25 protein-coding genes and 1 tRNA gene are annotated in these 24,198 nt (G+C 60.5%); 11 read left to right on the top strand and 15 right to left on the bottom strand.

What is annotated here, in order from left to right; genetic code table 11:
* Positions 1 to 197: 197 nt before the first annotated feature.
* The 4 genes from LVD12_RS11035 to LVD12_RS11020 all read right to left on the bottom strand — a co-directional run bounded on the left by LVD12_RS11035 (position 198) and on the right by LVD12_RS11020 (position 3,429).
* Positions 198 to 974, bottom strand: coding sequence for a LuxR C-terminal-related transcriptional regulator (locus LVD12_RS11035; RefSeq protein WP_237067766.1), 777 nt, complete (start codon positions 972 to 974; stop codon positions 198 to 200).
* A gap of 452 nt (positions 975 to 1,426) precedes the next feature.
* On the bottom strand, positions 1,427 to 1,864 hold the full coding sequence (locus LVD12_RS11030; protein WP_237067765.1) for a VOC family protein: 438 nt from the start codon (positions 1,862 to 1,864) through the stop codon (positions 1,427 to 1,429).
* Between the two features lie 40 nt (positions 1,865 to 1,904).
* Positions 1,905 to 2,339: a DUF1810 domain-containing protein gene (locus tag LVD12_RS11025; protein ID WP_237067764.1), complete on the bottom strand. Its 435-nt coding sequence runs from the start codon at positions 2,337 to 2,339 to the stop codon at positions 1,905 to 1,907.
* A 676-nt stretch (positions 2,340 to 3,015) separates the two neighbouring features.
* The gene (locus tag LVD12_RS11020) at positions 3,016 to 3,429 is read right to left on the bottom strand and encodes a hypothetical protein (protein ID WP_237067763.1); all 414 of its coding nucleotides are present in this window, start codon (positions 3,427 to 3,429) and stop codon (positions 3,016 to 3,018) included.
* Between the two features lie 276 nt (positions 3,430 to 3,705).
* Between LVD12_RS11020 and LVD12_RS11015 the strand changes: the two genes are divergently transcribed.
* The gene (locus LVD12_RS11015) at positions 3,706 to 3,921 is read left to right on the top strand and encodes a hypothetical protein (RefSeq protein ID WP_237067762.1); all 216 of its coding nucleotides are present in this window, start codon (positions 3,706 to 3,708) and stop codon (positions 3,919 to 3,921) included.
* A gap of 29 nt (positions 3,922 to 3,950) precedes the next feature.
* On the top strand, positions 3,951 to 4,193 hold the full coding sequence (locus LVD12_RS11010) for a hypothetical protein (RefSeq protein WP_237067761.1): 243 nt from the start codon (positions 3,951 to 3,953) through the stop codon (positions 4,191 to 4,193).
* Positions 4,194 to 4,299: 106 nt separating this feature from the next.
* Here LVD12_RS11010 and LVD12_RS11005 read toward each other — a convergent pair whose 3' ends face one another.
* The 7 genes from LVD12_RS11005 to LVD12_RS10975 all read right to left on the bottom strand — a co-directional run bounded on the left by LVD12_RS11005 (position 4,300) and on the right by LVD12_RS10975 (position 12,782).
* On the bottom strand, positions 4,300 to 5,412 hold the full coding sequence (locus LVD12_RS11005; protein WP_237067760.1) for a hypothetical protein: 1,113 nt from the start codon (positions 5,410 to 5,412) through the stop codon (positions 4,300 to 4,302).
* 416 nt (positions 5,413 to 5,828) lie between these two features.
* Positions 5,829 to 5,904 (bottom strand) — tRNA-Phe (locus LVD12_RS11000).
* A gap of 112 nt (positions 5,905 to 6,016) precedes the next feature.
* Complete coding sequence (locus LVD12_RS10995) at positions 6,017 to 6,298, bottom strand: oxidative damage protection protein (RefSeq protein WP_237067759.1); 282 nt, start codon at positions 6,296 to 6,298, stop codon at positions 6,017 to 6,019.
* Between the two features lie 14 nt (positions 6,299 to 6,312).
* Positions 6,313 to 7,425, bottom strand: a complete 1,113-nt coding sequence (gene mutY / locus LVD12_RS10990) for an A/G-specific adenine glycosylase (protein WP_237067758.1) — start codon at positions 7,423 to 7,425, stop codon at positions 6,313 to 6,315.
* A gap of 544 nt (positions 7,426 to 7,969) precedes the next feature.
* The gene (locus tag LVD12_RS10985) at positions 7,970 to 10,015 is read right to left on the bottom strand and encodes an AsmA family protein (protein ID WP_237067757.1); all 2,046 of its coding nucleotides are present in this window, start codon (positions 10,013 to 10,015) and stop codon (positions 7,970 to 7,972) included.
* Positions 10,016 to 10,226: 211 nt separating this feature from the next.
* Positions 10,227 to 12,407 (bottom strand): TonB-dependent receptor, encoded by a 2,181-nt coding sequence (locus LVD12_RS10980; protein WP_237067756.1) that lies wholly within the window; start codon positions 12,405 to 12,407, stop codon positions 10,227 to 10,229.
* Between the two features lie 84 nt (positions 12,408 to 12,491).
* Positions 12,492 to 12,782 (bottom strand): hypothetical protein, encoded by a 291-nt coding sequence (locus tag LVD12_RS10975; RefSeq protein WP_237067755.1) that lies wholly within the window; start codon positions 12,780 to 12,782, stop codon positions 12,492 to 12,494.
* Between the two features lie 129 nt (positions 12,783 to 12,911).
* Between LVD12_RS10975 and hisB the strand changes: the two genes are divergently transcribed.
* The 4 genes from hisB (at position 12,912) to hisF (ending at position 15,991) form a co-directional block, all read left to right on the top strand.
* Positions 12,912 to 13,499 (top strand): imidazoleglycerol-phosphate dehydratase HisB, encoded by a 588-nt coding sequence (gene hisB / locus LVD12_RS10970; RefSeq protein ID WP_237067754.1) that lies wholly within the window; start codon positions 12,912 to 12,914, stop codon positions 13,497 to 13,499.
* Positions 13,500 to 13,502: 3 nt separating this feature from the next.
* Positions 13,503 to 14,147 carry an imidazole glycerol phosphate synthase subunit HisH gene (hisH, locus tag LVD12_RS10965; protein ID WP_237067753.1) on the top strand — a complete coding sequence of 215 codons (645 nt, stop codon included), beginning with the start codon at positions 13,503 to 13,505 and terminating at the stop codon, positions 14,145 to 14,147.
* A 46-nt stretch (positions 14,148 to 14,193) separates the two neighbouring features.
* Entirely contained in the window at positions 14,194 to 14,925 is a 732-nt protein-coding gene (hisA, locus tag LVD12_RS10960) for a 1-(5-phosphoribosyl)-5-[(5-phosphoribosylamino)methylideneamino]imidazole-4-carboxamide isomerase (protein WP_237067752.1), read from the top strand.
* A gap of 304 nt (positions 14,926 to 15,229) precedes the next feature.
* A complete protein-coding gene (gene hisF, locus LVD12_RS10955) occupies positions 15,230 to 15,991 on the top strand; it encodes an imidazole glycerol phosphate synthase subunit HisF (RefSeq protein WP_237067751.1) in 762 nt (253 codons plus the stop codon).
* 615 nt (positions 15,992 to 16,606) lie between these two features.
* Here hisF and LVD12_RS10950 read toward each other — a convergent pair.
* From LVD12_RS10950 to gpmI, 4 genes are all read right to left on the bottom strand, one after another.
* On the bottom strand, positions 16,607 to 16,906 hold the full coding sequence (locus LVD12_RS10950; protein ID WP_237067750.1) for a DUF6316 family protein: 300 nt from the start codon (positions 16,904 to 16,906) through the stop codon (positions 16,607 to 16,609).
* A 125-nt stretch (positions 16,907 to 17,031) separates the two neighbouring features.
* Complete coding sequence (locus tag LVD12_RS10945) at positions 17,032 to 18,381, bottom strand: S41 family peptidase (protein ID WP_305080531.1); 1,350 nt, start codon at positions 18,379 to 18,381, stop codon at positions 17,032 to 17,034.
* Between the two features lie 119 nt (positions 18,382 to 18,500).
* Positions 18,501 to 19,643, bottom strand: a complete 1,143-nt coding sequence (locus tag LVD12_RS10940) for a murein hydrolase activator EnvC family protein (RefSeq protein WP_237067749.1) — start codon at positions 19,641 to 19,643, stop codon at positions 18,501 to 18,503.
* Positions 19,640 to 21,193: a 2,3-bisphosphoglycerate-independent phosphoglycerate mutase gene (gpmI, locus tag LVD12_RS10935; protein ID WP_237067748.1), complete on the bottom strand. Its 1,554-nt coding sequence runs from the start codon at positions 21,191 to 21,193 to the stop codon at positions 19,640 to 19,642. Before gpmI ends, LVD12_RS10940 begins: the two co-directional genes overlap by 4 nt.
* A 192-nt stretch (positions 21,194 to 21,385) precedes the next feature.
* Here gpmI and LVD12_RS10930 point away from each other — a divergent pair, with 192 nt between their 5' ends.
* From LVD12_RS10930 to LVD12_RS10910, 5 genes are all read left to right on the top strand, one after another.
* The gene (locus tag LVD12_RS10930; protein WP_237067747.1) at positions 21,386 to 21,796 is read left to right on the top strand and encodes a rhodanese-like domain-containing protein; all 411 of its coding nucleotides are present in this window, start codon (positions 21,386 to 21,388) and stop codon (positions 21,794 to 21,796) included.
* A 29-nt stretch (positions 21,797 to 21,825) separates the two neighbouring features.
* On the top strand, positions 21,826 to 22,086 hold the full coding sequence (gene grxC, locus LVD12_RS10925) for a glutaredoxin 3 (RefSeq protein ID WP_237067746.1): 261 nt from the start codon (positions 21,826 to 21,828) through the stop codon (positions 22,084 to 22,086).
* Positions 22,087 to 22,229: 143 nt separating this feature from the next.
* Positions 22,230 to 22,733: a protein-export chaperone SecB gene (gene secB / locus LVD12_RS10920; protein ID WP_237067745.1), complete on the top strand. Its 504-nt coding sequence runs from the start codon at positions 22,230 to 22,232 to the stop codon at positions 22,731 to 22,733.
* A gap of 126 nt (positions 22,734 to 22,859) precedes the next feature.
* The gene (locus LVD12_RS10915) at positions 22,860 to 23,324 is read left to right on the top strand and encodes an acyl-CoA thioesterase (protein WP_237067744.1); all 465 of its coding nucleotides are present in this window, start codon (positions 22,860 to 22,862) and stop codon (positions 23,322 to 23,324) included.
* Entirely contained in the window at positions 23,317 to 24,189 is an 873-nt protein-coding gene (locus tag LVD12_RS10910; RefSeq protein ID WP_237067743.1) for an SDR family oxidoreductase, read from the top strand. Before LVD12_RS10915 ends, LVD12_RS10910 begins: the two co-directional genes overlap by 8 nt.
* Positions 24,190 to 24,198: the final 9 nt, after the last annotated feature.

The raw sequence follows: 24,198 nt of genomic DNA, 5'->3' as shown, positions 1-24,198 counted from the left end.
TGGGACGTCCCTGTCCCAATGAGTCTCCAGAACTGTTTCGGGGATTCAGAGACTCGAGTTCCATTTTCCGATTTGACGTCTTTCACACAATAGCCCTTTGGGGCTATTTTTGTCTGTAAAATCCAATAAATAGCAACATAAAGGCGGCAAGTGTCGCCTTTTGCCAATATAAGTTCCGCAGTCACTTTGGGTGAGAGCTACAGAAGGCCATCCGTAATGCAGCGGGTGATCAGCTCACCGGTGTTTTTGCTGCCGGATTTGCTGAGAATATTTTTCCGGTGGTTCTTGACCGTGTTGGCTGCGATACAGAGCGTCTCGGCGATATCCCGGCTGGTCATGCCCCGGGACATCAGGCGGATAATTTCCATTTCCCGCTCGCTAAACAGTGGACCGGATACCTGTTTGGGCTTTTGAGCCTGGGAGATATCCAGGTTCAGATAGGACGGCTCACTGGCCATGCCAATAATGGAAATACAGTAATTGTTCTGGCTGGTGAGGTGTTCGATGCTGGTATGGATACACAGGGAACGCGCAAGGCGTCCTTCCGTGTCAGTAGCGAGGACCATCGCCTGGTGATTGAGCAGGTGATAGGAGCCGTCAGCGGTTTTGCAGCGGAAGCAGTAAGAAACTTTGTAGTTATGCCTTTTCTCGGCTGGAATTCGGCCGTAGACGATTTCAAAGGCCGCCCGCTCCGCATTGGCGACAAACTCCAGGTCGTCGGGGTGCGTCCTGTCGAGAATGTCCTGCACCGTCATGCTGTCAGGGGCCAGTCCGAGCAGGTGCCGAACAGAAGCACTGGCATGCTTGATCTGCATGTCGGCAAAATCGACGACGAAATAGTAACTCGGTCCCCCGGAGAAGACGGACGAAAGCCTGTCATCCAGCTCAATAAGGTCGGTCTCCGCGCTTTCCGGGCTCAGATGCTCACTTGAATGCTCCCAGACTGCCTGCAGCAAATGCTTGTCTGCCTTCATAACTTTGCTTGTTTTTCTTACTTATTTTGCTGTTGTTTTGACCGCTATCGGATACGCAGTACGGACCACGTCGACGGTGGGACCCGCCTTCTGTGTCCTATTGACGGTGGCGGGTGGCACTGGTTTTGTGCTCCAGTTCGCATGCATGATGCGATATGTATCGCATAGGCAAATATTTTTGGCTATTTGCGGTGCCAAAGTCCAGATGAAATATGCTTTTTCTGGCTAGACCCAGATAGCGGCCGAGAGGTCCGCGCAGTGAGCCTGTGGCGGCCTATGGCCACTGCTCCTGGGTGGTGGTGTCGCCAAATGATGAAGTCCCGGCATGCGACTGGGGATTCTGGTACCAGGACGGCCGGCAGCGGGCTGCCGATGCCTCGGGATAGGCTGGTGGGGGAGGCGGGCGCGTATTCCGGGGGCATGGAAGGCGCCCCCTGGTTTCTGTGCTCTGGCTATTTTGTGGCGAACAGCGACTGGTCTATATCGTGAAATCCCTTGAACTCCAGAGCATTGCCTGTGGGGTCGAGGAAGAACATGGTGCCCTGTTCGCCCGGCTGCCCGGCAAAACGAATATGGGGCTCGATCAGGAATTCATCGACAAAGCTTTTGGCCCGCTCCGCAAACGCCTGCCAGTCCTCAAAAGGCATGACCACACCGAAATGCGGCACCGGCACCCCATGACCGTCCACCGGGTTGGCGATGGCCGGCACCTTGCCCTCACGGCCAATAGCCGGGTTCAGGTGGGTGACCAGTTGATGGCCGAACAGGTTGAAGTCGATCCAGTGCTCGGCACTGCGTCCTTCCGGCAGGCCCATCTTGTTGCCGTAGAACTCCCGCGCCTCGTCGATATCGCGGACCTGAATGGCGAGGTGAAAGGGCGTCAAACGCATAATTCATTCCTGATCGGTTAGTGCCACCTCGAAGGGGCTGTTACTGCAGAGGGCTGGAGAGCAATTCCAGCGTGGCGCGGTCTTTTTCCCCGTCATAATACTTCTGCAGGACCTCGGCGAAAACTGACTCCCCGGTGGCCACCTCATTGAACAGTGTCATGGATGACTTCAGCTTGAGATCATCAGGGCTGCCCAGGATCTGGTGCGCAGTCCTGCCCTCCACCGATAGCAATGCTTCGGCACATTTCCGCAACCGCTCGCCCAGCTGTGGATGCTGAAGGTAGGCCTCTGCCTCCGTCCGATCCCTGATCGCATAGTGCCGCGCCGTCGCGCTGCGTCCCAGGCCCTGGATCTGTGGGAAGATGTACCACATCCAGTGGCTCTGCTTCCGGCCCGCCTGCAGCTCTGCTAGCGCCTGTTCGTAGCTGTCCGCCTGTGCCTTCAGGAACCGGTCCAGGTCGTAGTCTCTCTCCACGGTGATCTCCGCTCTTCTTTGTGTGTCTTTGCTGGCCTTACTGCCAGTCTAGTGGTGCCGGAACTGCGGCAACTGGTTCGCAAAAAAGCTTGGGCAGGGGGCTATGCAAGTCTTACTGGGGACGGATCAGCCAGGGCGTGCAGTTGTTCGTCATCCACGCAGCGCCCCGCGCCTGAGGTGTTGCTCAGCAGCAAGGGTAGCTACCCTGGCATCCTCTGCTCGGCGTGCAGCCTCTTGATAAGGGTCCCGAGCGAGTTTAGCTGGTCAACAACGGTGCCTGACATCTCACCCTGTGCGATACACTGTTTTCTCGAAGGAAGCGTGCCTGGATCTGCCAGAGGAAAACCCCCGCCTCTTGCAGGTAGCATCGGCTGCCACCGTTGGTGTGGGTAACACTTGGCAGAGGGCAGATGTGTTCGTAATAACGATTAGTCCGAGGAATGCCGCTCTGGGCCTGACTGCGCACGATTCTCATGTCTCTGCTTGATCTCCACCCTGAGCCTCCTGACGCATTGGATTCCGGAGTGGCTGAGAGAGCAAAACCTCCCAAAGCGATATCGCGCCCTATGTACGGGGCCAGTGTTTAAGCCGGTAATGCCGGCGACTCAGGACAAGACAGGACAAATGCAAAGGGCAGCCCAGATGGCTGCCCTTATCATTCAGAAATGGCTGTAAATTACTTCCAGAACTGCCACCACTTCTTGCTGTTTTCTTCTCGGGCTCGCTGGCCTTGTTCAGAGCCTTTGCCAAGTTCCTTACGCTCCTGCTCGGCTTTCTTTTCAGCCTGCTTGGTCATGCCCTTGTTCTCCTTCTCGGCCTTGGCCCCCTCTTTTTTAGCATCGAGGTGTTTCTCTTCTGCCATCAGAGCCTTCTCTTCCTTTTTGGCCTTTATCTCGCCCTGTTTAGCGCGCTTTTCAGCTGCCATCTGGCGTTTACCCTCCGCCATCTCTCGATGCTCGGCAATGCGAGCCTGGGCTTCGGCAGGAACCTTCGGTTCTTTAACATCTTTACCGGCCGCCTCGGCCTGCTGGGCCAGGGCCGGAGCGGAGAGAAGCATGCTTGTTACCAGGTATGGGATTGCTTTTTTCATGGTGAGGCTCCTTAAGTGGAGTGAGATGTGAAAACGCGATAGCCCCACAATGCAGCCTGGCTCTCAATGTCGAGCATGGTGAAAGTAGTTCTATCCAATAGTGAGCAATGGTACACGCAGGAAGCTGAATTAGTCATGAATAGGAAATGCTACCTGGGTTGATGATGCCATCGTTGATTAGTTCGGGCCAAATCTGACTCATCTTCCTGAAAAAAAGGGGTTCTCCTGCTAAGGTAAGGACACTTCTACCTCGCACCCCAAGAGAGAATATATTCAATGTTTGAGCTCATCATGGCCCTGGTGAACCTGGCCCTCGGCCTCTACCTGATCAGCCTCGGCCGCGGCCGGCCACTACCACAGATGCAGCGCGAGCTGAGCCCGGAGCGAAAAGCCAAGGTACGGAAGCTGTGTACTGTAGGCGGGGTCGCCATGCTGGTGCTGGCTCTCCTGTATCTGGTGACTTTCTTCATGGCACCAGAAGCGCAATCGTGAGTTGAGAAGTCGCGGGAGAACTCAGTTGGTTGTGGCAGGTCAGTAGAAGCTGGGAGACTAGAAAGCAGGGAGCAGGTCAAGTAGAGAAAATAGTCGAGAAGTCGGTTGAGAAAATTGTTGAAAAAGAAGTACCAGACTACCTGGATGAATGCATACAAATTAGGCGTAATGCAAAGATATATGTGAGTGGTGATGGAGTAGCTGTCGATGGTGCCCCAACAATTGGAGAGAGTAGAGTAGAAAATATCCCGGAGTTGGTTCCCGCTTCATAGCAAAGGTAAAGTTTTTTCTGCTTTTGCGCCTTAGATATACACTAAGGCCCAAACTTACCATCATGAGATCAGCGTTTTTCTAAAAAGGTAGGTGTGATGATCTTCATCAAGCAGGATAATTTTCTTCAGGGACTGATGACTTTGGTGCAAAAATCAGCATGTCATCAGATGGCCGTTGAGGTCTTATTTTGTTGACTTCGGAATCAAACTTGGAGGGGGTTATTTTGTGCTCCAAGTAGAATTGATATTGCGATCTATAGCCCTCTAAAACTTCATTTCTAGCCGTTAAGTTATGCATGAACTGGATTTGATCTTTATCATTATCGCTTAGGCCGTTAGAAAAAAGCCCCTTAAGCCCAGAGATGCGTGATTCGCTTGTTCTAGATCTAAGCTCGTCAATCCAAGCTAAACCTTTGCGCTCGTTATGTGTAAAATCCATCCAGTCTACAATTTTTGCCGAGGGTAAAAATTCAACGTAGTTCTTTTGCAGAAATCTTTCTGGGTCCTCGCCAAGGATCATATTTGAGGCAATATGTCTCCCTTTTGCCTGCCAATCTTTATGGCCACTTTGCAATTCGCTTAAGGCTTTATCGAACATGCCAAGCTCTGCACTGCATCGGGCCCGCATGAGGAACGCCGTGCAGAAAAAGTGCTGGTACGACATTGCTTCCAAGAGTTCGGTGGAGTGGTCGAGATGCTCTAAATAGTGCATTGCCGCATGGCCCAAGCTTTCTCTAGATAAATGCAGAATATGATTTCTATGCGATTTATCGGTTGGAAGTGAGGAGAGCTCGTCGGCTGCGAGGAGTAATGATGAGCGGCGGTCTGTATCGAGAAAAGTTTTAATCCAGTCGACTTTTTTGTCGATGGATTTTACTCGGCCTTCTACCCTTTTAAGGCTTGAATATAGCACAGCGAAGCTGGCAGCACTTACAGCAAGGTTCAATCCCGAGATTGCCATAGTTGTCTGGCTAATTCCTACGAGCTTTTGAGTTGTTTTTGCTATATCCCGCAGCTGGAACGTGTTGAATATATCAAAAGGAGCGCTCAATACACCTAATGGGTTGAGTGAGGTGCTGGCGGCGGGGATCAAATGCCTTACGATGCGCCCGCCTGCATCGCGTATAACTCCACCGTGTATTGAGTATTTTCCGCTCAATACTCCGGTGATTACTGATTCGGGGATGCTGCGCTGTAGGGTGAGTAATTGCTCAATCATTTATGGCTTAAGTCTTTATTTTATTTTGGGGCATCATACACCAGGTGCCAGTATGGCCCCATCCCCGTGGGCATGATGTTTTGTATGGTAACAGGTGCTGGATGGGTCGAAATAGAGGGGGGTGTTGGCGGTTTCAACGTGGCCTGCGAAGAGCGATGGCTATGGCCGTGGCGTGTTCGTTGCTGAGCGCAATTGCGTCTGAGTGAAGCGGTTCGGAGATGGCTTCCCTGCGCGGCAGATCCTGTGGGCGGGCGGAATAATCACAACAGCCTATGGGCTATTGTGCCCCTGCGGGCTTCGCGCTACGCGCTCGTTGCAAATTGCTGTCGCAATTTGTCGAACCGCGGTGGTTCTCATCCACCTCCAGTCACCAGATACAAAAAAGCCCCACCCTTTCGGGTGAGGCTTTATTTGTATGGTGCCCGGAGGCGGAATCGAACCACCGACACGGGGATTTTCAATCCCCTGCTCTACCAACTGAGCTATCCGGGCTTCGCAATTTGCCGGGCTCTCCGGCTGCGAGGCGCGTATTAAACCTGCTCCCCGGGGCCGAGTCAAGCCCTTGATTGATAAATAGTTTTTCTTGTGAGTGAGTGCTTACTCTTTAGGCGTTTTTGTCTTCCGGCGGCACGTAGCCTTCGGCCTCATCATAGCTTTCGCCACTCAGGAACTTCTGCATCTGCTCGCTCAGGTAGGTGCGGGAGGAGGGCTCCATCATGTTGAGGCGCTTTTCGTTGATCAGCATGGTCTGGTGGGACATCCACTCTGCCCAGGCTTTCTTGGAGACGTTGTCGTAGATGTCTTGGCCTTTGGGTCCGGGGAAGGGGGGCGCTTCCAGGCCTTCCAGTTCCTGCTGGTACTTGCGACAGAATACGGTTCTCGACATGGGTCTCTCCTCGGTTAGGTGCCGGTCTGGTCCTGGGTTGTCAGCAGCGGGGCGCGGAAGGCCTCCAGCTGATGGACCAACTTGACGATAGGGGCCGGCAGTCCCAGTTCCTGGGCCGCCCTGGGCCGGTTGAGTTGGCGCAGTTTATACCAGTCCCCGGAAGGCTCTGCCACCCGGGGCGGCCGCGCCGCCAGCTGTATCCAGACCGGGCTGATATCCAGGTGGAAGTGGGTAAAGGTATGGCGCATGGCCGGCAGTGTTGCCAGTTCGGTTGCCTGCAGGTCGCGGATTGCCAGCCACTCATGGGCGCTGGCTTCGCCGCCATCGTCTTCTTCCAGCTGCACCGGGCACCAGAGCCCGCCCCAGATGCCACTGGGCGGGCGCTGCTCCAGGTAGAGTGCGCCGTCGTGCTCGATCAGCAGCATGGTGGTGGTGCGGACGGGCTTTTCTTTCTTGGGTTTCTTGCCCGGGTAGTCCTGCGGATTGCCCTGGGCCAGGGCTGTGCAGTGGTTGGCGAGTGGGCAGGCATCACAGCGCGGTCGGCTGCGGGTACAGACGGTGGCGCCCAGATCCATCATGGCCTGGGTGTAGTCGTTACAGCGGGCCTCGGGGGTGTACTGTTCGGCCAGCTGCCAGAGCGCGTTTGCGACGCGGGTCTGTCCGGGCCAGCCTTCGACGGCGCGGAAGCGGGACAGCACCCGCTTGACGTTACCGTCGAGGATCGGCGCGTTGATGCCCATGCTGATACTGGCGATGGCGCCGGCGGTGGAGCGACCGATGCCCGGCAGCGCACTGAGCTCCTCCACATCGCGCGGGAATTCGCCGCCGTGTTCTTCCGTCACCTGTTGCGCGCATTTGTGCAGGTTGCGGGCACGGGCGTAGTAGCCGAGGCCGCTCCAGTGGGCGAGCACCCTGTCCAGCGGCGCGCTGGCTAGGTCTTCCAATGTGGGGAAGCTGTCCATAAAGCGCTGAAAGTAGGGAATGACGGCCGTGACCTGGGTCTGCTGCAGCATGATCTCGGAAACCCAGACGCGGTAAGGATTGATGTCCTGTTGCCAGGGAAAATCCTTGCGGCCGTGCTGGTCGAACCAGGTGAGGACAGCTTGCTGGAATTGATTCGGGGACATGGTCGCGGGCATGGGCTGGCGGGTTACTGCATTTGGTGGCGGGAGTGTAACAGAGGTCCCGGTTGGTTCCGGGCTCTGTTGTGGCTTTCTTGGTTCGGAGCGCTGGGTGGTGCCTGGGTCCCGGCCTGCGCCGGGACGACGATGGTTTGTGTGGCTGGGTGAGTAGGTGAGTGGGGCGATCATCGCCTGGCCAAAGGTGAGAGCTGTGCGGGGATGGTTGTGCCGGATCCCGGGTCGGGGCTGGGTGGTGTCTGGGGCCCGGCCTTCGCCGGGACGACGATGGTTTGTGTGGCTGGGTGAGTAGGCAAGCAGGGCGATCATCGCCTGGCCAAAGGTGAGAGCTGTGGCGGGGATGGTTGTGCCGGATCCCGGGTCGGGGCTGGGTGGTGCCTGGGTCCCGGCCTGCGCCGGGACGACGATGGGAGGGTTGGGCAGGGGGTGGCGTTGGGAAAGGGGCGGGACAGTGGGGACTGGATCCCGGGTCGGGCCCGGGATGAGCACAATTGGGGTGGGCCCTGGTACAGACCCACCCCAGCACCTGGGATCAGTCGCCGCGGTTGAACAGGCCCTTGAACTTGTCTTTCAGGTCGTCGACCTTTTCCTTGACCTTGTCACCGTACTTTTTCTCCGCCTTGTATTTCAGTTCGTCGCGGATCAGGTCGTCGATGCGGCGGCTGTCGGGTTTGCAGCTGCCGGCACCGGCGTCGGCAAACTTGTCCTTACAGCGCAGCGGCAGCGGCCGGTTGCGCCAGCGGCTGTTCTGTACTGAGCACCCGCTGGCCGAAGTTTTCTCACCTACGAGCGCGAGGCCGAGGGCAAAGTCAAAATCCTGCTGCTCGAGGTTGACGGTGCCGTCTCCGGTGAGGGCGATGTTCTCGACCCCGGCAAGCACTTCCTGCACCTTCACCTTGTCACCCTCGACGAGGATATTGGCGCGCAGGTCCTGCAGGCGGGTGCGGTTCTCCCACTGGCGTTCGGGCAGGGTCGTCTTCTCGACGAAGCTCACCAGCTGGCACATGCCTTTTTCCAGGTTGAACGGCGAGAGGTACAGCTGCTCGCTGGAGACCTGCACGGCAGCGCGCAGGTTCTTCTGCAGTTCGACGGTGTCCACACCGCCACTCTGGCCGGACCAGGTGATACTGCTCTTGCCGGAAACCTGCACCCGCTCGCTGGGGAACAGTGCACCCTGCACTTTTGAGATTTCCACGTCGGCGAGGCCACCGCTCAGGCGGGCCACGGCGGACTGGCCGCGGGCGTTGAACTGACCGTTGGTGCTCAGCTGGCCACCGTACAGGTCGGCGCTGAGCTTCTGCAGCTGGAACAGGCCGTTGTCGACGGTCAGCTGCAGCTGGGGACGGTCCATGACGACCTGCACTGCCTGCAGGCGATCCAGGGACAGATCCAGGTTGGCGTTAAAACCACGCATCTCGGTGAGCGGCAGTGGCGTCGGCGGGGTTGGCTCCGCCGTCTCCTGGGGCTCCGCTTCCGGCGGCGGTGGTGGCAGGTAGTCGTCCAGCACCAGTTCGCCACCGCGCAGGGTCAGGTCGATGCCGGGCATGTCGCCGTTGCGCAGCTGGGCGCTGCCGGCGAACACGGTATCATCCAGCTGCAGCTGTAGCGGGGTCATATCCAGTTTACGGTCGGTCCCCTCGATGTTGGTTTCGAGGGTGAACTTCGTCAGTGCGGCACCACTCTGGGTGGTGAGTTCGGAGCCGGTCACCGCCAGCCAGGGGCGCAGCGGCTGCGCCTCGGCGTTCAGGGTGAGCTGGATCTGCCACGGCTGATCGTTGGCTGTGCGCCGCAGGCTGCCGCGCAAATAGATCTTGGCTGCTGCCTCGCCACTGGTGGCAGTGAGTTCCAGTGGCTGCAGGCGCAGTCCGTTCAGGCCCTCGTCCAGTGCCAGGGTACTGTCGAGGTTCAGGCTGACGGGCTCGGCAAGCGCATTGCCGGTGACCTCTGCGGTTGCCTGTACCAGGCCTGGCTCTCCGCCCGGCTCCAGGTTGTCGGCAGTGACCGAGAGCAGACTCAGCTGGTACTCGGTATTATTGCTGGCATCGCGGTAGCTGATGCGGCCGTCTTCCACCCGCAGCTGCTGCAGCGCCAGCTTGAGTTGCTGGGCGCCGGGCTCCGCCGGTTCGGTGGGCACCTGCAGTTGCGGTGGTTGGCTGGCCTGTTGTTTGCGCTGCGCCTCCATGGCTTCGGTGAGCAGTTCCCAGTTGCCGCGGCCATCCTTGTCGACCGTCAGCTCCACCTGCGGGGCGACCAGCAGGATTTCCTGCGCTTCGACACGTTTCTGCAGCAGCGGCATCAGGGCGACGCCAACGGCGATCTTCTCTGCCTGAACCAGCGGTTGGTCCGGCTGCGGCAGTGGCGCGAGTTTTACCCCCTCGAGCTCGAGCGCGATATTGGGCCAGATCTGCCAGCCGATATCGCCATCCAGGCGCAGGGCGATGCCCTGTTTGGCGGCGAGTTGTTCCAGTTGCGGTTTGTAGCGGTTGACGTCGATGCCCATCAGCAGCCAGGCAGCGGCGCCGGCAAGGAGCAGAACGACAATGAGCAGGGCGACAAAAGTGCGCTTTATCCAGGCCATGAAGCAGCAAATCCCTCTGTTTTTGTAATGGTCAGTGGCGCAGGGCGCCGGTGTGCGACTGGTTATCTGTTTATTCAGACGCCCGCTGGCGGCAGGTGTTCCCGCGCAGGGCGGCTGAGGTCGCAACTGTCGGTTTGATTTCGAGGGTATTGTAGGAGAAATGCCCCCCGTGCCGATACACGGGGGGCTTCAGCAGGGAAAGTTTTGCGGATCAGAACAGGAAGCGGACGCCGGCTTCGACGCTGCGACCCATCTCCGGTGCGAACTCACGCAGCAGGGAGGTCGAGTTGCGGATCTCTTCATCCAGCAGGTTGCGGCCGCTGGCGAAGAGTACTGCGTCGGTGCCGCCGAACTTGAGGTTATAGCGCGCGGTCAGGTCCATGCGCGTGTAGCCGTCGGTCGCCTCCTCAAAGGCGCCGGCACGCTCCTGCTCGGAGGCCCTGGTGGTGCGCAACTCCCAGTTCCACTGGTCGTAGTCACCACCGAAGGCCAGGCCAACCCGCAGCGGCGGCATGCGCGGTACATCGGTGCTGTATTCGCGGCCCTCGCCCTCTTCGTGGGCATGTTCAACCCCGGCCTCTTCGTGTTCTTCGTGGAGGAGATCCAGGTTGCTGGTAAAGCTGGCGCGCACGCTGTCACCGAACAGTTCCACATAGTGACCGCCGGTGAAGGGGAAGCGCACGGAGGCCTCCGCGCCGTAGAACACCGCATCGCGGTTGGTGTAGGCGTAGATGGGCAGCTCGGCCTCGATGTTCTCCTCACCGGTGTTGGCGGCATAGATGTAATCCGCCACATGGTTGTAGAACAGGTTGGCTTCGAAGCGCGCCGCATGCCAGCCGCTGGCCTCCTCGTTGTGGTGGTGGTAACCCAGCTCCAGGTTGACGGACTGCTCCTTGTCGAGATCCTCATCGCCCTCGATATAGCGCGCCTCTGCCAGATGGGCGCCATCCGCAAACAGCTCCTCGGCCACCGGTGCCCGTTCGGCGCCGGTGATGCCCGCGCTGATGTGCTGATGCTCGGCGAGGAAGTATTGCAGTGATGAGCTCACGCCCAGCAGGTTGAAGTCGCGGCTATCGGCGAACTCCGGATCCACTTCGACCCGTTCGACGCGGCCGCCCATATCCAGGTGCCAGGCACCCCATTCCCGCTCTTTCATGGCGAAGATGCCTGCGGCGCGGGTATTGCTGGGCTGGATAAACGCCTCGTCACCGATGGCGGCGAAATCCTTATCTGAGAGCTGCACGCCGTAGGCGCCGCGCCACTCGCCGCCAGCGTCGTGGGTGAGTTCGACGCGGCTCTCCCAGGCATCGTTGGTGAAGCGGGTGCCCGGCTCGCCGGCATCGATTTCCACGTGTTCGTAGTCGTTGTAGCCGAGGCGGAAACTGAGCTTGTCCCAGTACTCGTCATTGAGACGGCGCTCGCCCTTGAGGTCGTAGCGGGTCTGGGCCAGGTCGATACGGACGTTGTCCTCGCCCTCCTCACCGTGCTCCTCGCCGGCGAGCTCTTCTCCAGCGTGCTCTTCCTCGTGTGCGTGCTCATGGGCGCCCAGCGGGATGCCGTAATTGTTCTCCAGCCGGTTCACGGACAGGCCGACAAAGCCCTGCTCGCCGATCCAAGACATTCCGCCGCTGTAGCTGTGGGCGCGGGCATTGGTATTGCCGACGAAGCCGTCGGTGTTGAACTCTTCCTCGTGCTCTTCACCGGCAAGCTCCTCGCCGGCGTGTTCCCCTGCGTGCTCACCTTCGTGTTCCAGGATCGCCAGGCCCGGGATGCGGGTGTCGTCGTTCTCGCGGTAGACACCGTCCAGATACCAGGCCAGCTGCCCTGCACCGCCGTTCAGGCGGAAGACGCCGGCATCCTGGTCGTTGCCGCTGTTATGGCGCATCTCGACGGCGCCTTCTACCTGCTCGGGAATACGGCTGGGGATGCGGCCATCGATCACGTTCACTACGCCACCGATGGCGCCACTGCCGTAGCGCAGGGTCGCCGGGCCGCGCAGGATCTCGATGCGCTGTGCCAACAACGGCTCAATGGCGACGGCGTGGTCAGCGCTGGTATTGGAGGCATCGGCGCTATCCATGTTGTCGCTGAGGATCTTGACCCGGTTGGCGCTCTGGCCGCGGATCACCGGCAGGCCCACGCCACCACCAAAAGACGCATTGGCAACGCCGAGTTCATTCTTGAGGGTGTCGCCGAGGGTGGCGGAAGCGGCGTCCCGCAGGGCCTCTCCGGAGAGCACCGAGACCGGTGCAGCAACGGCGTCGACGGGCTTCTCCAGGGGAGAAACGGTCACATTGACCTCTTCCAGGCGCTCGCCGGCGGCGAAAGTTGCAGATGCGGGTACGGTCAGGGCGCCGGCGATCGCCAGGGCCAGTTTGCTGGTTTTGTTCACGATTTTTATACCTGTCACAGGGCGCAACCCATAGCCTGCGAACGCGCAGGGGCGGGGCGCCGAAAATACGGATAAGGGTTGTTATCAGTGCTGGGACAGGGAGGCGGGCGGGCCGCGGGCGTTCTGGCGCTCGGGCTGACTGTCGCGGGGTGCCGGGGCACCCTGGGCGAGGTACAGGTAGCTGCCCACTGGGGCGTAGGCCTGGTACTCGCTGCCGGGGGCCGCGGGCATCTGGTGGGAGCAGATATCACAGAGTTCGTGGGAGGTATCCACGAAATGCACGTGTTCCGCCAATACCGGCTGTGCCGCGAGCATTGCTAGCAGCAGAACCAGGCTGGCCCAGAGACGGGTCTGTTGGCGGAATTGGGTGATCATGGTGCGTATCATATGGGCCGGACGCCACGAATCAAGTTTCATCTGTCACTATCTGCGTACACAGGCGACATTTGATCCTATAATCCGCGGCTTCCGTCTCATTGCAGCAGAAATAAGGACGAGCACCCCATGCGCAAGGCCAGCGTCAACCGCGACACCCTGGAAACCCAGATCAAGGTCAGCCTGAACCTGGACGGTGATGGACGCGGCAAGTTCGACACCGGCGTACCCTTCCTCGAGCACATGCTGGACCAGATCGCCCGCCACGGCATGATCGACCTGGATATCACCTGCAAGGGCGATGTGCATATCGATGACCACCACACCGTGGAGGACATCGGTATTACCCTGGGCAAGGCCATTGCCGAAGCGGCGGGGGACAAGAAGGGTATGACCCGCTACGGCCACAGCTATGTGCCTCTGGACGAGGCCCTGTCCCGGGTGGTGATCGACTTCTCCGGCCGCCCCGGCTTGGTGATGGATGTGCCCTTCACCCAGAAGCGCATCGGCAACTTCGATACCGAGCTGTTCTACGAATTCTTCCAGGGCTTTGTGAACCACGCCCTGGTGACCCTGCACATCGACTGCCTGAAGGGTCACAATGCCCATCACCAGGTGGAGACGGTGTTCAAGGCCTTCGGCCGCGCGCTGCGCATGGCCCTGACCCCGGATCCGCGCATGGCGGGCACCATGCCCTCCACCAAGGGGGTGCTCTGAGCCATGCAGCGCATTGCGGTACTCGACTACGGCATGGGCAACCTGCACTCGGTGGCCAGTGCCCTGCAGAAAGTGGCCCCGGGTGACGAGGTAATACTGGCCACGAGTCCCGGGCAGGCTGCCGACGCGGACCGCTTGCTGGTGCCCGGTGTCGGCGCGATCCGGGACTGTATGGCCGGCTTCGCCGAAGCGGGGTTCGAGCCGGTGTTGCGCGACGCGATCGATGCCGGCCTGCCGGTGCTCGGTATCTGTGTCGGCATGCAGATCATGATGCGCCACAGCGAAGAGAATAACGGCGTCGATTGCCTGGGGCTGTTCCCGCAGCCAGTGAAGTTCTTCGGCAGTGATCTGAACAGCGACGGCGAGCGTCTAAAAGTGCCCCATATGGGCTGGAACCAGGTGTGGCAGAAGTGCGAACACCCGCTCTGGCATGGTATCGCAGACGGCAGCCGCTTTTACTTCGTGCACAGCTATTACGTGCCGGCAGAGGGCAATGCCGCGCTGGCGGGGCAGACCGATTATGGTGTCTCCCTGGCGGCGGCGGTGGCAGACAGCAATGTCTTCGCTACCCAGTTCCATCCGGAAAAGAGTGCCGATGCCGGCCTGCAGCTGCTGCAGAACTTTGTCGCCTGGGACGGCCGCGCCTGAGCGCGGTCCGGTCCCGACCAACCAACGCCGAAACCAAGACAGAACCATGATTGTAATTCCCGCCATCGACTTGAAAGACGGCCAGTGCGTGCGCCTGCGCCAGGGCGAAATGGAAGACGCCACCGTTTTCTCCGACGACCCCCTCGCCACCGCCCGTCACTGGGTCGAGCGGGGAGCCCGGCGCCTGCACCTGGTGGACCTGAACGGGGCCTTCGCCGGCAACCCGGTCAATGGTGAGGCTGTTACCGCCATTGCCAAGGAATTCCCGCAGCTGCCAGTGCAGATTGGCGGAGGCATCCGCGACCTGCACACCGTTGAACGTTACCTGGATGCGGGTGTGACCTGGGCCATCATCGGCACCGCCGCGGTCAAGAACCCGGATCTGGTCAGGCAGGCCTGCCGCGAGTTCGAGGGCCATATCATCGTCGGCCTCGATGCAAAGGATGGCCTGGTGGCCACCGAGGGCTGGGCGGAAGTCTCCGACCAGCAGGCCACCGAACTGGCCAAACGCTTTGAGGACTGCGGGGTGAGCGCCATCGTCTACACCGATATCGCCCGTGACGGCATGATGCAGGGGGTCAACATCCCGGCCACGCTGGAGATGGCCCGCGCAGTGCAGATCCCCATCATTGCCTCCGGTGGTGTGAGCTGCATCGCGGATATCGAACAGCTGCTGGAAGCCGGTGATATATACGGTGCGATTACCGGTCGTGCGATTTATGAGGACAAGCTGGATTTGGCTGAAGCGCAGAAACTCTGTGACAGCTGGAAGCAATAAATTCGGCTTACTCCGTGGTTAAACCCGGATCTGAAGTCGGTGCGCCGACACCCCCTGCCTCGCAGGGTTGCCTGATTGCGAAAGCTTAAGCAATACAGGCAAATTGAATACGTAACAACGCTGACCCCGGAAGCGAAGTACAAGTGCCGGTGATGGAATTTCGAAACCGTCGGTAACAGGGACGTTACCGACGGAGCTACAGGGATGTATTACTGCGTTTTCGAAATTCCATCACCGGTGCTTGTGCGCCCCTGAACCCTGAACCCTGAAAGGTTTTTACCGGGAGTTGAGTGAAGGAAACACTATGGCCCTTGCCAAACGCATTATTCCCTGTCTCGATGTCGACGCCGGCCGCGTGGTCAAGGGCGTGAACTTTGTCGATATCCGCGATGCCGGCGATCCGGTGGAAATTGCCCGCCGCTATAACGAGGCGGGTGCGGATGAAATTACCTTTCTCGATATTACCGCCACTCATGAAGAGCGCGATACGATGCTGCACACCGTGGAGCAGATGGCTTCGCAGGTCTTCATCCCGCTGACCGTCGGTGGTGGTGTACGCACGTTGCAGGATATCCGCAACCTGCTCAATGCCGGTGCCGACAAAACCGCCATTAATTCTGCCGCAGTAAAAAATCCCGAGTTTGTGCGCGAGGCCGCCGAGCGTTTCGGTCGCCAGTGCATCGTGGTGGCCATCGATGCGAAGCAGGTCGCCGAGGGTCAGTGGGAAATCTTCACCCACGGCGGCCGCAAGCCGACCGGCATCGACGCAGTAGAGTGGGCAAAGCAGATGGCCGATCTCGGTGCAGGGGAAATCCTGCTCACCAGCATGGATCGCGACGGCACCAAGAATGGCTTCGACCTGGCCCTGACCCGTGCCATTTCAGATGCAGTGCCGGTGCCGGTGATTGCCTCCGGCGGCGTCGGCAATCTGCAGCATCTGGTGGATGGCGTTCTGGAAGGTGGTGCCGATGCAGTGCTGGCGGCGAGCATTTTCCACTTCGGCGAATACACGATCGCCGAGGCGAAGGAATATATGCAGAAGGCCGGTATCGAGATGCGGATCTAATCCCTGACTCAGCTCTATGGAAGGCCGGATCTGGTGTCTGCCCGGCCTCGCTCCAGCCCCCGCCGTTGTCACAATGCACTGCGGTTGTAGCACCCACTGACACTGGATCCCGGATCAAGCCCGGGATGACGCCGGTGGTGTGTTTCGGCCGTCCGATGGATCCAGGCCGGGATGACGACGGTGATGTGTTTCGGCCGTCCGATGGATCCAGTTCGGGATGACGACGGTGATTTGTTTCGACTGTCCGATGGATCCAGGTCCGGGTCCGCAAGCTTACTTCCAACCCTGTCGTCATACCGGCGCAGCCCGGTATCCAGTCACCTCGGTGCGGGCAGCGTACACGGGATCCCGGATCAAGTCCGGGATGACGCCGGTGGTGGGTTTCGGCTGTCCGATGGATCCAGGCCGGGATGACGACGGTGGATTGTTCCGGCCCTCCCATGGATGCAAGCCGAACTGAGTAAAAGCATGCTCCCACCTCTGTCGTCATACCGGCGCAGGCCGGTATCCAGTCACTCGGTGCGGGCAGCGTAAAGGGTAGGTTGTGAATTGCTCGGATTTCGGCGTAATAACCGCGGCCAGCGGCCGCTTCCATAAAGGGGGTCAGGCAGGAAGTCAGCGTCCCTGTTCTCTGCGCCAGCGGTGCGCCCGCCGGCTGCCGAATGCATGGATAACAGCGCCCTGGGGGTGTTTCTGGTTGGGTGGACTCGAAGAGGAGCCCTGCGATCCATCTTCCAGCGGTATCCCGAAGTACATTCGTACCGCGCGGTCTGCGGATGCCCGGCAGGGATAGGGGCCGAAGCAGGTGCCTCCTCTTACCTGGAAGAACCAGTCATCGCCGACCTTGTAGAAACGGTCGGAGCGCGGGGGGATCGGGCGCCCCTGCTCGCCTTTGCGGTACTGCTCCATATACATCCCTGTCCGCAGTGTCGCAGCGTCCTGCCGCGACGGTTACCTCAATCGGCCTTGGGGGCGTGCTCTTGTTTGCCACCATCCACGCGCCGGGGCCATGCCGGCGCTGTTCGGGTTGACTGCTAGGTTCAGTCGGCGCGGGCCACCTTGGCGCGTAGTTCACGATCGCGATTGGCATAGAGGTTCAGGCCCTTGAGCACATTCAGCGCCTCAAAGATCTGGTTGTCGCGGTCCAGCCAGTCCTCGCGCTCTTCCATCGCTTTCTTGCGATCTGCCGCATTGCGCTCCTCACCGCCGTTGCCATTGCCCAGGTGACCGGCGAGATCCGCCTCCGTGGTGCGCGCCGGACCTTCCAGGCGAGTGATCTTGACCCGCTCCACCAGGATATCGGGGGTGATGCCCTGGGCCTGGATCGAGCGGCCATTGGGGGTGAAATAGAGGGCGGTGGTGAGTTTGATGGCGCGGTCGCTGGTGATCGGGATCACGGTCTGTACCGAACCCTTGCCGAAGCTGTCGGTGCCCATCACCACGGCGCGGCGGTGATCCTGCAGCGCACCGGCAACGATCTCCGCCGCGGAGGCCGAGCCGTCATTGATCAGCACCACGATCGGTGCTCCGGCGGTGATATCACCGGGCTCCGCAGAGTAACTGAGCTGGGAGGATTCGGTGCGGCCCTCGGTGTAGACCACCAGGCCCTCCTCCAGGAAGGCATCGACCACCTCCACTGAAGACTGCAGTACACCGCCGGGGTTGTTGCGCAGGTCGATGATCAACCCCTTGAGTGCGCCCTTCTCCTGCAGCTTGTTGACCGCCTTCACTACATCGTCACCGGTGCCGAGCTGGAACTGGCTGATGCGCACATAACCGTAACCCTCGTCGAGGATGCGGCTGCGCACGCTGCGGACACGCACGGTGTCCCGCTTGAGGGTCACCTCGAAAGGCTCCTTGTAGCCCTTGCGGGCAATGGTGAGGGTGACGGAGCTGCCCTTGGGACCGCGCATGCGTTCCACTGCCTCGTCCAGACTCAGCCCTTTCATCGACTTGCCCGAAAGGCGCAGGATGATGTCGCCGGCTTTCAGGCCCGCGCGGGCCGCGGGGGTGTCGTCCATGGGCGTGACCACGGTGATATGGTCGTTCTCGATGCCCACCTCGATGCCGAGGCCGGCGAACTCACCGGTAGTGTTGGCCTGCAGGTCGTCGAAGGAATCCCGGTCCAGGTAGGAGGAGTGCGGGTCCAGCCCCTGCAGCATGCCCTTGATGGCATATTCCAGCAGCGTTCGGTCATCCACCTCCTCGATATACCCCTGGCGGATCTGTTCGAATACCTTGGCAAAGCTGCGCAGGTCTTCCAGCGGCAGGCGCGAGCTGGTGCTCTGCACCAGGTTCTCGGTGGGATCCACTTCGCTGAGGCCCATCAGGGGCAGAGCGGTCAGGGCAGCGGCGCCGATGAGGCTGGCCAGCGCTTTGGGAGTGAACATAGGGGAGGACCTCGGCCTTATTTCTACGCTTCTTTGCCAAAGTGTAGACCCGGGGTCCCCGGCAGGTTTTCAAGTTGGCGCGCGAGCCAACGGTGCCCCATCGGCGGGGGCGGGCTGTTTCAGCGCCGGCACCAGATGGTCGGGTCCTGCGGCTCACCGCGGTGGCGGATCTCAAAATAAACCCCGGTATGCTCAGTGCCGCCGCTGTTGCCGGTGCGGGCGATGATATCCCCGCTCTCGACCCATTCGCCGAGGCTGCGAGTGAGGGACTGGTTGTGGGCGTAAAGACTCATGTAACCATCGCCGTGATCGAGAATCATCAGCATGCCCTGGCCGCGCAGGTAATCCGAAAAGACCACCCGGCCGCGGTGAATGGCGCGTACCGGTTCCCCCTCACTGGCGCGAATGGATACCCCCTTCCAGGTGATGCCATTGGCGCGGCGCTGCCCGAAGGCGTTGGCGCGGCGCCCCTTCACCGGCCATGCCATACGGCCGCGCTGCCTGGCAAAGGGCTGCTGGTCCTGGGGGCTGATCAGGGTGGCAATTGCGCGACCCACCTCATCTACCAGGCGCTGCAGGCGCGAGCGGTCGTCCCGCAATTGCCGCAGCTCGCCGCTCTTGTCGGCCAGCCGGGCTGCCAGCCGATCCAGGGTTTTCTGCCGCGCGCGCTGGGCACTGACCAGTGCCCTCTCCTGGGATTGCAGGCGCTGGCGCTCGGCGTCTAGGGTGTCCCGTTCCCGCTGGATGGAAGAGGAGACGTTCTGCAGCGAGGAGAGGGTGGAGAGGTAGTCGTCGATGACGCGGGTGCGTTCTTGGAGAAAGTATTCGTGGTAGCGAAGCTGGCGGGCGATGGTCTGTGGATCCTGCTGGTTCAGGAGCAGCTTGATCTGCTCCTGTTTCCCTAGTCGGTAAGCGGCGGCGACTTCCTGCTCGACCCGCCGCTGCATACTTCGCCGCGATTCCTCCAGCTGCTGCTCCTCCTCCCTGAGCTCTTTCAGCTTGTCGGTGCGCGTGCGCATATCGTTCTTGATGCGATCGATGCGCTGCTTCAGCTCGGAGATGCTCTTTTCATTGTTCTCCAGGTCCTTGAGCAGCTGGTCGCGCTCGTTGCGGACCTGATTCAGCTCCTCCTGCAGGGTCGCAATGCGCTCCTTGATCTCCTTCAGGCGCGCCTGCTGCTCAGCCTCGGAGGCTTCCTGGGCCAGGGCTGGCCAGGCGGGCAGCAGGAGCAGCGAAAAAATAATTGCCGAAACAGTTTTCATTGGTCGAATTGCACCAGGCTGTGGCCAGTCATCTCTGCCGGTTGCGGCAGGTCCATCAATGCAAGCATGGTCGGGGCTACGTCGGCAAGGCTGCCGCCGTCGCGAAGACTCAGCTTGCGTTCGCCAATATAGACGAAAGGCACCGGCAGGGTGGAGTGCTGTGTGCTCACCTGGCCGGAGCCGGCATCGTACATTTCCTCGACGTTGCCATGGTCGGCGGTGATCAGCACTTCGCCACCGGCGGCCAGGGTGGCGTCGACGACGCGGCCGACACAGGTGTCCAGCGCCTCGACCGCCTTCACCGCGGCTTCGAATACGCCGGTGTGGCCAACCATATCGCCGTTGGCGTAGTTGCAGATGATGGCGTCATAGTGGCCGCTCCCGATGGCGGCAACCAGCTTGTCGGTCACCTCCGGGGCGCTCATCTCCGGTCGCAGGTCGTAGGTGGCCACATTGGGGGACTTGATCAGCTCGCGGGTCTCGCCAGCGTAGGGTTGCTCGCGGCCACCGCTGAAGAAGAAGGTCACGTGGGCGTATTTCTCGGTCTCGGCGATACGCAGCTGGTTGAGGCCGCGCCCGGCAATGTACTCACCGAACGAGTTGACCAGATCTTCCGGCGGGAAGGCGCAGCTGGCGTGGATGTCGGCGGCGTATTCGGTGGTCATGACAAAATCGGCGAGCTTCGGTGTGGCAGCACGCTCGAAGCCGTCGAACGCGTCTTCGGTAAAGGCGCGGGTCAGCTGGCGGGCGCGGTCCGGACGGAAATTCATGAAGATCAGGGCGTCGCCATCGGCGATCGGTGCCGGCTCGCCCACCAGTGTCGGCGCTACGAACTCGTCGTTTTCACCGCGCTCGTAAGCCGCCGTCAGGCCCGCCAGCGGGTCTTCGGCACGGTGTTCGGCCTCGCCCCTGGTCAGCATGTCGTACACCGGCTGCACACGCTCCCAGCGCTGGTCCCGGTCCATGGCGAAGTAGCGACCCGCCATGGTGGCGATGCGGGCATTGCCGACGCTGTCGCACACCTGCATCAGTCGCTGGAGCGAGGGTTCTGCACTGCGGGGGGGCGTGTCGCGGCCATCGAGGAAAGCGTGTACGTAAATTTGCCTGGCGCCCCGCTGGGCGGCGAGCGTCACCATGGCAACGATATGGTCCTCATGGCTGTGCACCCCGCCATCGGACAGCAGTCCCATGATATGCACCGCACCATCGTTGGCGACGGCCTTGTCCACGGCGCCGGTATAGGCGGTATTGCGGAAGAAGTCGCCGTCCTCGATCGCCTTGTTGATGCGGGTAAAGTTCTGGTACACGACCCGTCCGGCCCCCAGGGTCATATGTCCCACCTCGGAATTGCCCATCTGCCCCTCGGGCAGGCCCACCGCCATGCCGGAGGTCTGGATCAGCGTTCTGGGCCGCTCGGCCCAGATCCGGTCCCAGACCGGGGACTTGGCGGCGTGAATGGCATTGTGCTCGGCCTTTTCACTGTGGCCGAAGCCGTCCAGGATCAGCAGGACCAGTGGGCGGTGCTGGGGATGAGACTGCGCAGATGCCATGGCGTGGGGGTTCCTGTGCCGGTGATTGGAAAACGGACGCGGATTTTAACCCGATTCCGGGCTCCCGGTCAGGGGGCGCCGACCGGCCGGACAGTGCATTCCTGGTTAATAATTGCTCACAATCGTGTATACTGCCGCCGCACCGCGGCATGGGGCTGCGGCAAAACAACAACAGAGATAGCTGGGGGCGGAGTGGATTTTTTCGTCTTTATGAGCGAGCAGTGGCTGCTGGTCAGCCTGCTGGTGATTTTGCTTTATGCATTTGCGTTCTCCGAGCGCCACAGGGCCGGTGTCCCGGCTTCCGTGCACGAGGTGACGCGGTTGATCAACGTTGAGGACGCCCGCGTGCTGGACGTGCGCGACCGCAGCGAGTTCAACGCCGGGCACATCGTCGATGCCATCCACATTCCCCACGGGGAAGTGGCCGGTCGACTCGGCGAGCTGGCGAAATACAAGGAGAAACCGCTGATCGTGGCAGACAAGCTCGGCCAGCACGCCGGCGCCGTAGGCCGCCTGTTGAAGCGGGAGGGCTACCAGGTGCGTCGCCTCCAAGGCGGCATGAGTGAGTGGGCCAACCAGAACCTGCCCCTGGTGAAGGGCTGAGTTTTCATCGAGGAGTTGCGGTAACGAGTATGCAAAACGTCGTGATTTACACTACCCGCTTCTGCCCCTTCTGTATCCGGGCCAAGTACCTGCTGGACAAGAAGGGCGTGAAGTACGACGAGATTGCGGTGGACGGCAACCCCACCCTGCGCGCCGAGATGACGGCCAAGGCCGGCAAGCACACGGTGCCCCAGATCTGGGTGGGCAAGCAGCACGTGGGTGGCTGCGACGAACTGATGGCTGCGGAACGCAGTGGCCAGCTGGACAAGCTGCTGGCGGCCACTGGCTGAGGCAGTCGTCGGCGGACAAAAACACCGCCGGCAAGCATTCCGGCCTTGAAACGGCTTTCAAAGGCCCCAATTGAAAGACCCTAACAGGGAGTCTTTCTCACGGAAGGCAAAACGAACCATCTAAATAAAGTACAGGCAGTAACATGGCTGAAGAACAAAACGGCGCAGCGACCAACGCAGAGGCTCCAAACGTACAATTCCAGATGCAGCGCATCTACCTGAAAGACCTCTCCTTCGAGACCCCGATGGGTGCCGAGGTCTTCAAGAAAGAGTGGAAGCCGCAGGTCAACCAGGAACTGAACACCAAGACCTCCAAGATCGACGAAGATCTCTACGAGGTTGCCCTGACCCTGACCATCACCGTCAAGCTCGAAGAAGACACCGCATTCCTGGTGGAAGTGAAGCAGGCTGGCCTGTTCACCGTGAAGGGCCTGGAAGGTCAGCAGTTGGCCCAGGTGCTGAACACCGCCTGCCCGCAGATCCTGTTCCCCTACGCCCGCGAAGTGGTGGACAACGCTGTGACCAAGGGTTCTTTCCCGGCCCTGATGTTGCCGCCGATCAACTTCGACGCGCTGTTCGCCTCTGCCCTGGCCCAGGCCCAGAAGCAGGCCGAAGGCGCACAGGCAGAAGAGAAGGCCGAAGCCTGATCCGCTTCCCTCTCGATCTGAAAAGGCCCCAATCGGGGCCTTTTTTGTTGGTCGGGTAGTCGCTCCCGGGCTTGAGTGCCCGCTGTCGATCACCTAGGCTCGAGGGCCGCGACTGGAGAATTCGTCATGCAGTGGGATTTGCCGCAGCCTTACACACTGTCCGTGACCGTGGGCCCCGAACACGTCGACGGGCTGCACCACGCCAACAATGCCGAATATGTGCGCTGGTGTGAGCGGGCGGGCTGGGCGCACAGTGTTGCGCTGGGGCTGGACGTGGCCAATTACCAGGATCTCGACCGCGGCATGGCCATCCGTCATGCAGAGTACGACTATATACTGGCGGCGAGGGAGGGTGACGAGCTGTTGTTCGGCACCTGGCTGACCCTTGTGGATGGCCGCCTGAACATGACCCGCCGCTTTCAGGTCTTCCGCCCCTCCGATGGTGCCCTGATCCTGCGCGCCCAGTGGCAGCTGGTCTGTATCGAGCTGTCTTCCGGCAGACCGAAGCGGATGCCGGCGCTGTTCCGGGACATCTATGCCCCGGCTGTGGTACGAGCCGACCAACCTACCGTGGAGCAGACCAATGAGTGAGAGTGAGGCCTTCGCCACCCTGACCAGTAATAGCGGTGCCCTGAAGGACAAGACTGTTTTCATCACCGGTGCCAGCCGCGGCATTGGCCGGGCCATTGCCCTGAAGTGCGCCGCCAACGGGGCCAATATCGTCATCGCGGCCAAGTCCGCGGAGCCCCATCCCAAGCTGCCGGGTACCATCTTTTCGGTAGCAGAAGAAGTCGAGGCCCTCGGCGGCAAGGCGCTGCCGTTGCAGGTGGATGTGCGCGAGGAGGCGCAGCTGGCCGAGGCCATGGCTCAGGCCGCGGAGAAATTCGGCGGTATCGATGCGGTGATCAACAACGCCGGGGCGATCAACCTCACCAATGTCGAGAATACGCCCCCCAAGCGTTATGACCTGATGCAGAGCATCAACAGCCGGGCTGTCTACCTGACCGCGCACCTGGCAATTCCGTACCTGAAGAAGTCCAAACAGGGCCATATCATCAGCCTGTCGCCGCCTCTGAACCTCAAGCCCAAGTGGCTGGGTCCCTGTGCCCCCTATGCGCTGTCCAAGTTTGGCATGACCATCCTCAGCATGGGGCTGGCGGAGGAGCTGCGGGAGGCCGGCGTCAGTGTCACAACGCTGTGGCCGCGCACCCTGGTGGCGACGGCGGCAATCGAGTTCGCTGTCGGCAGCCGGGAGATGTTTGAACAGAGCCGCAAGCCGATGATCATGGCGGACGCCGCCTTTGAAATCCTGCAGACCCCGAATGGTGAACTCTCCGGGCAGCAGCTGATTGACGAGGAGTTGTTGCGCGAGCGCGGGGTTACCGATTTCACCGAATACGCACATAATCCGGACAAGGCCGACCAGTTGGCGGTGGACCTGTTTCTGGACCCGTAAGATGTTTCA

The sequence above is a fragment of the Microbulbifer guangxiensis genome (assembly GCF_021729075.1).
GTDB lineage: Bacteria > Pseudomonadota > Gammaproteobacteria > Pseudomonadales > Cellvibrionaceae > Microbulbifer > Microbulbifer guangxiensis.
This window is presented reverse-complemented; position numbering and strand designations above follow the sequence as displayed.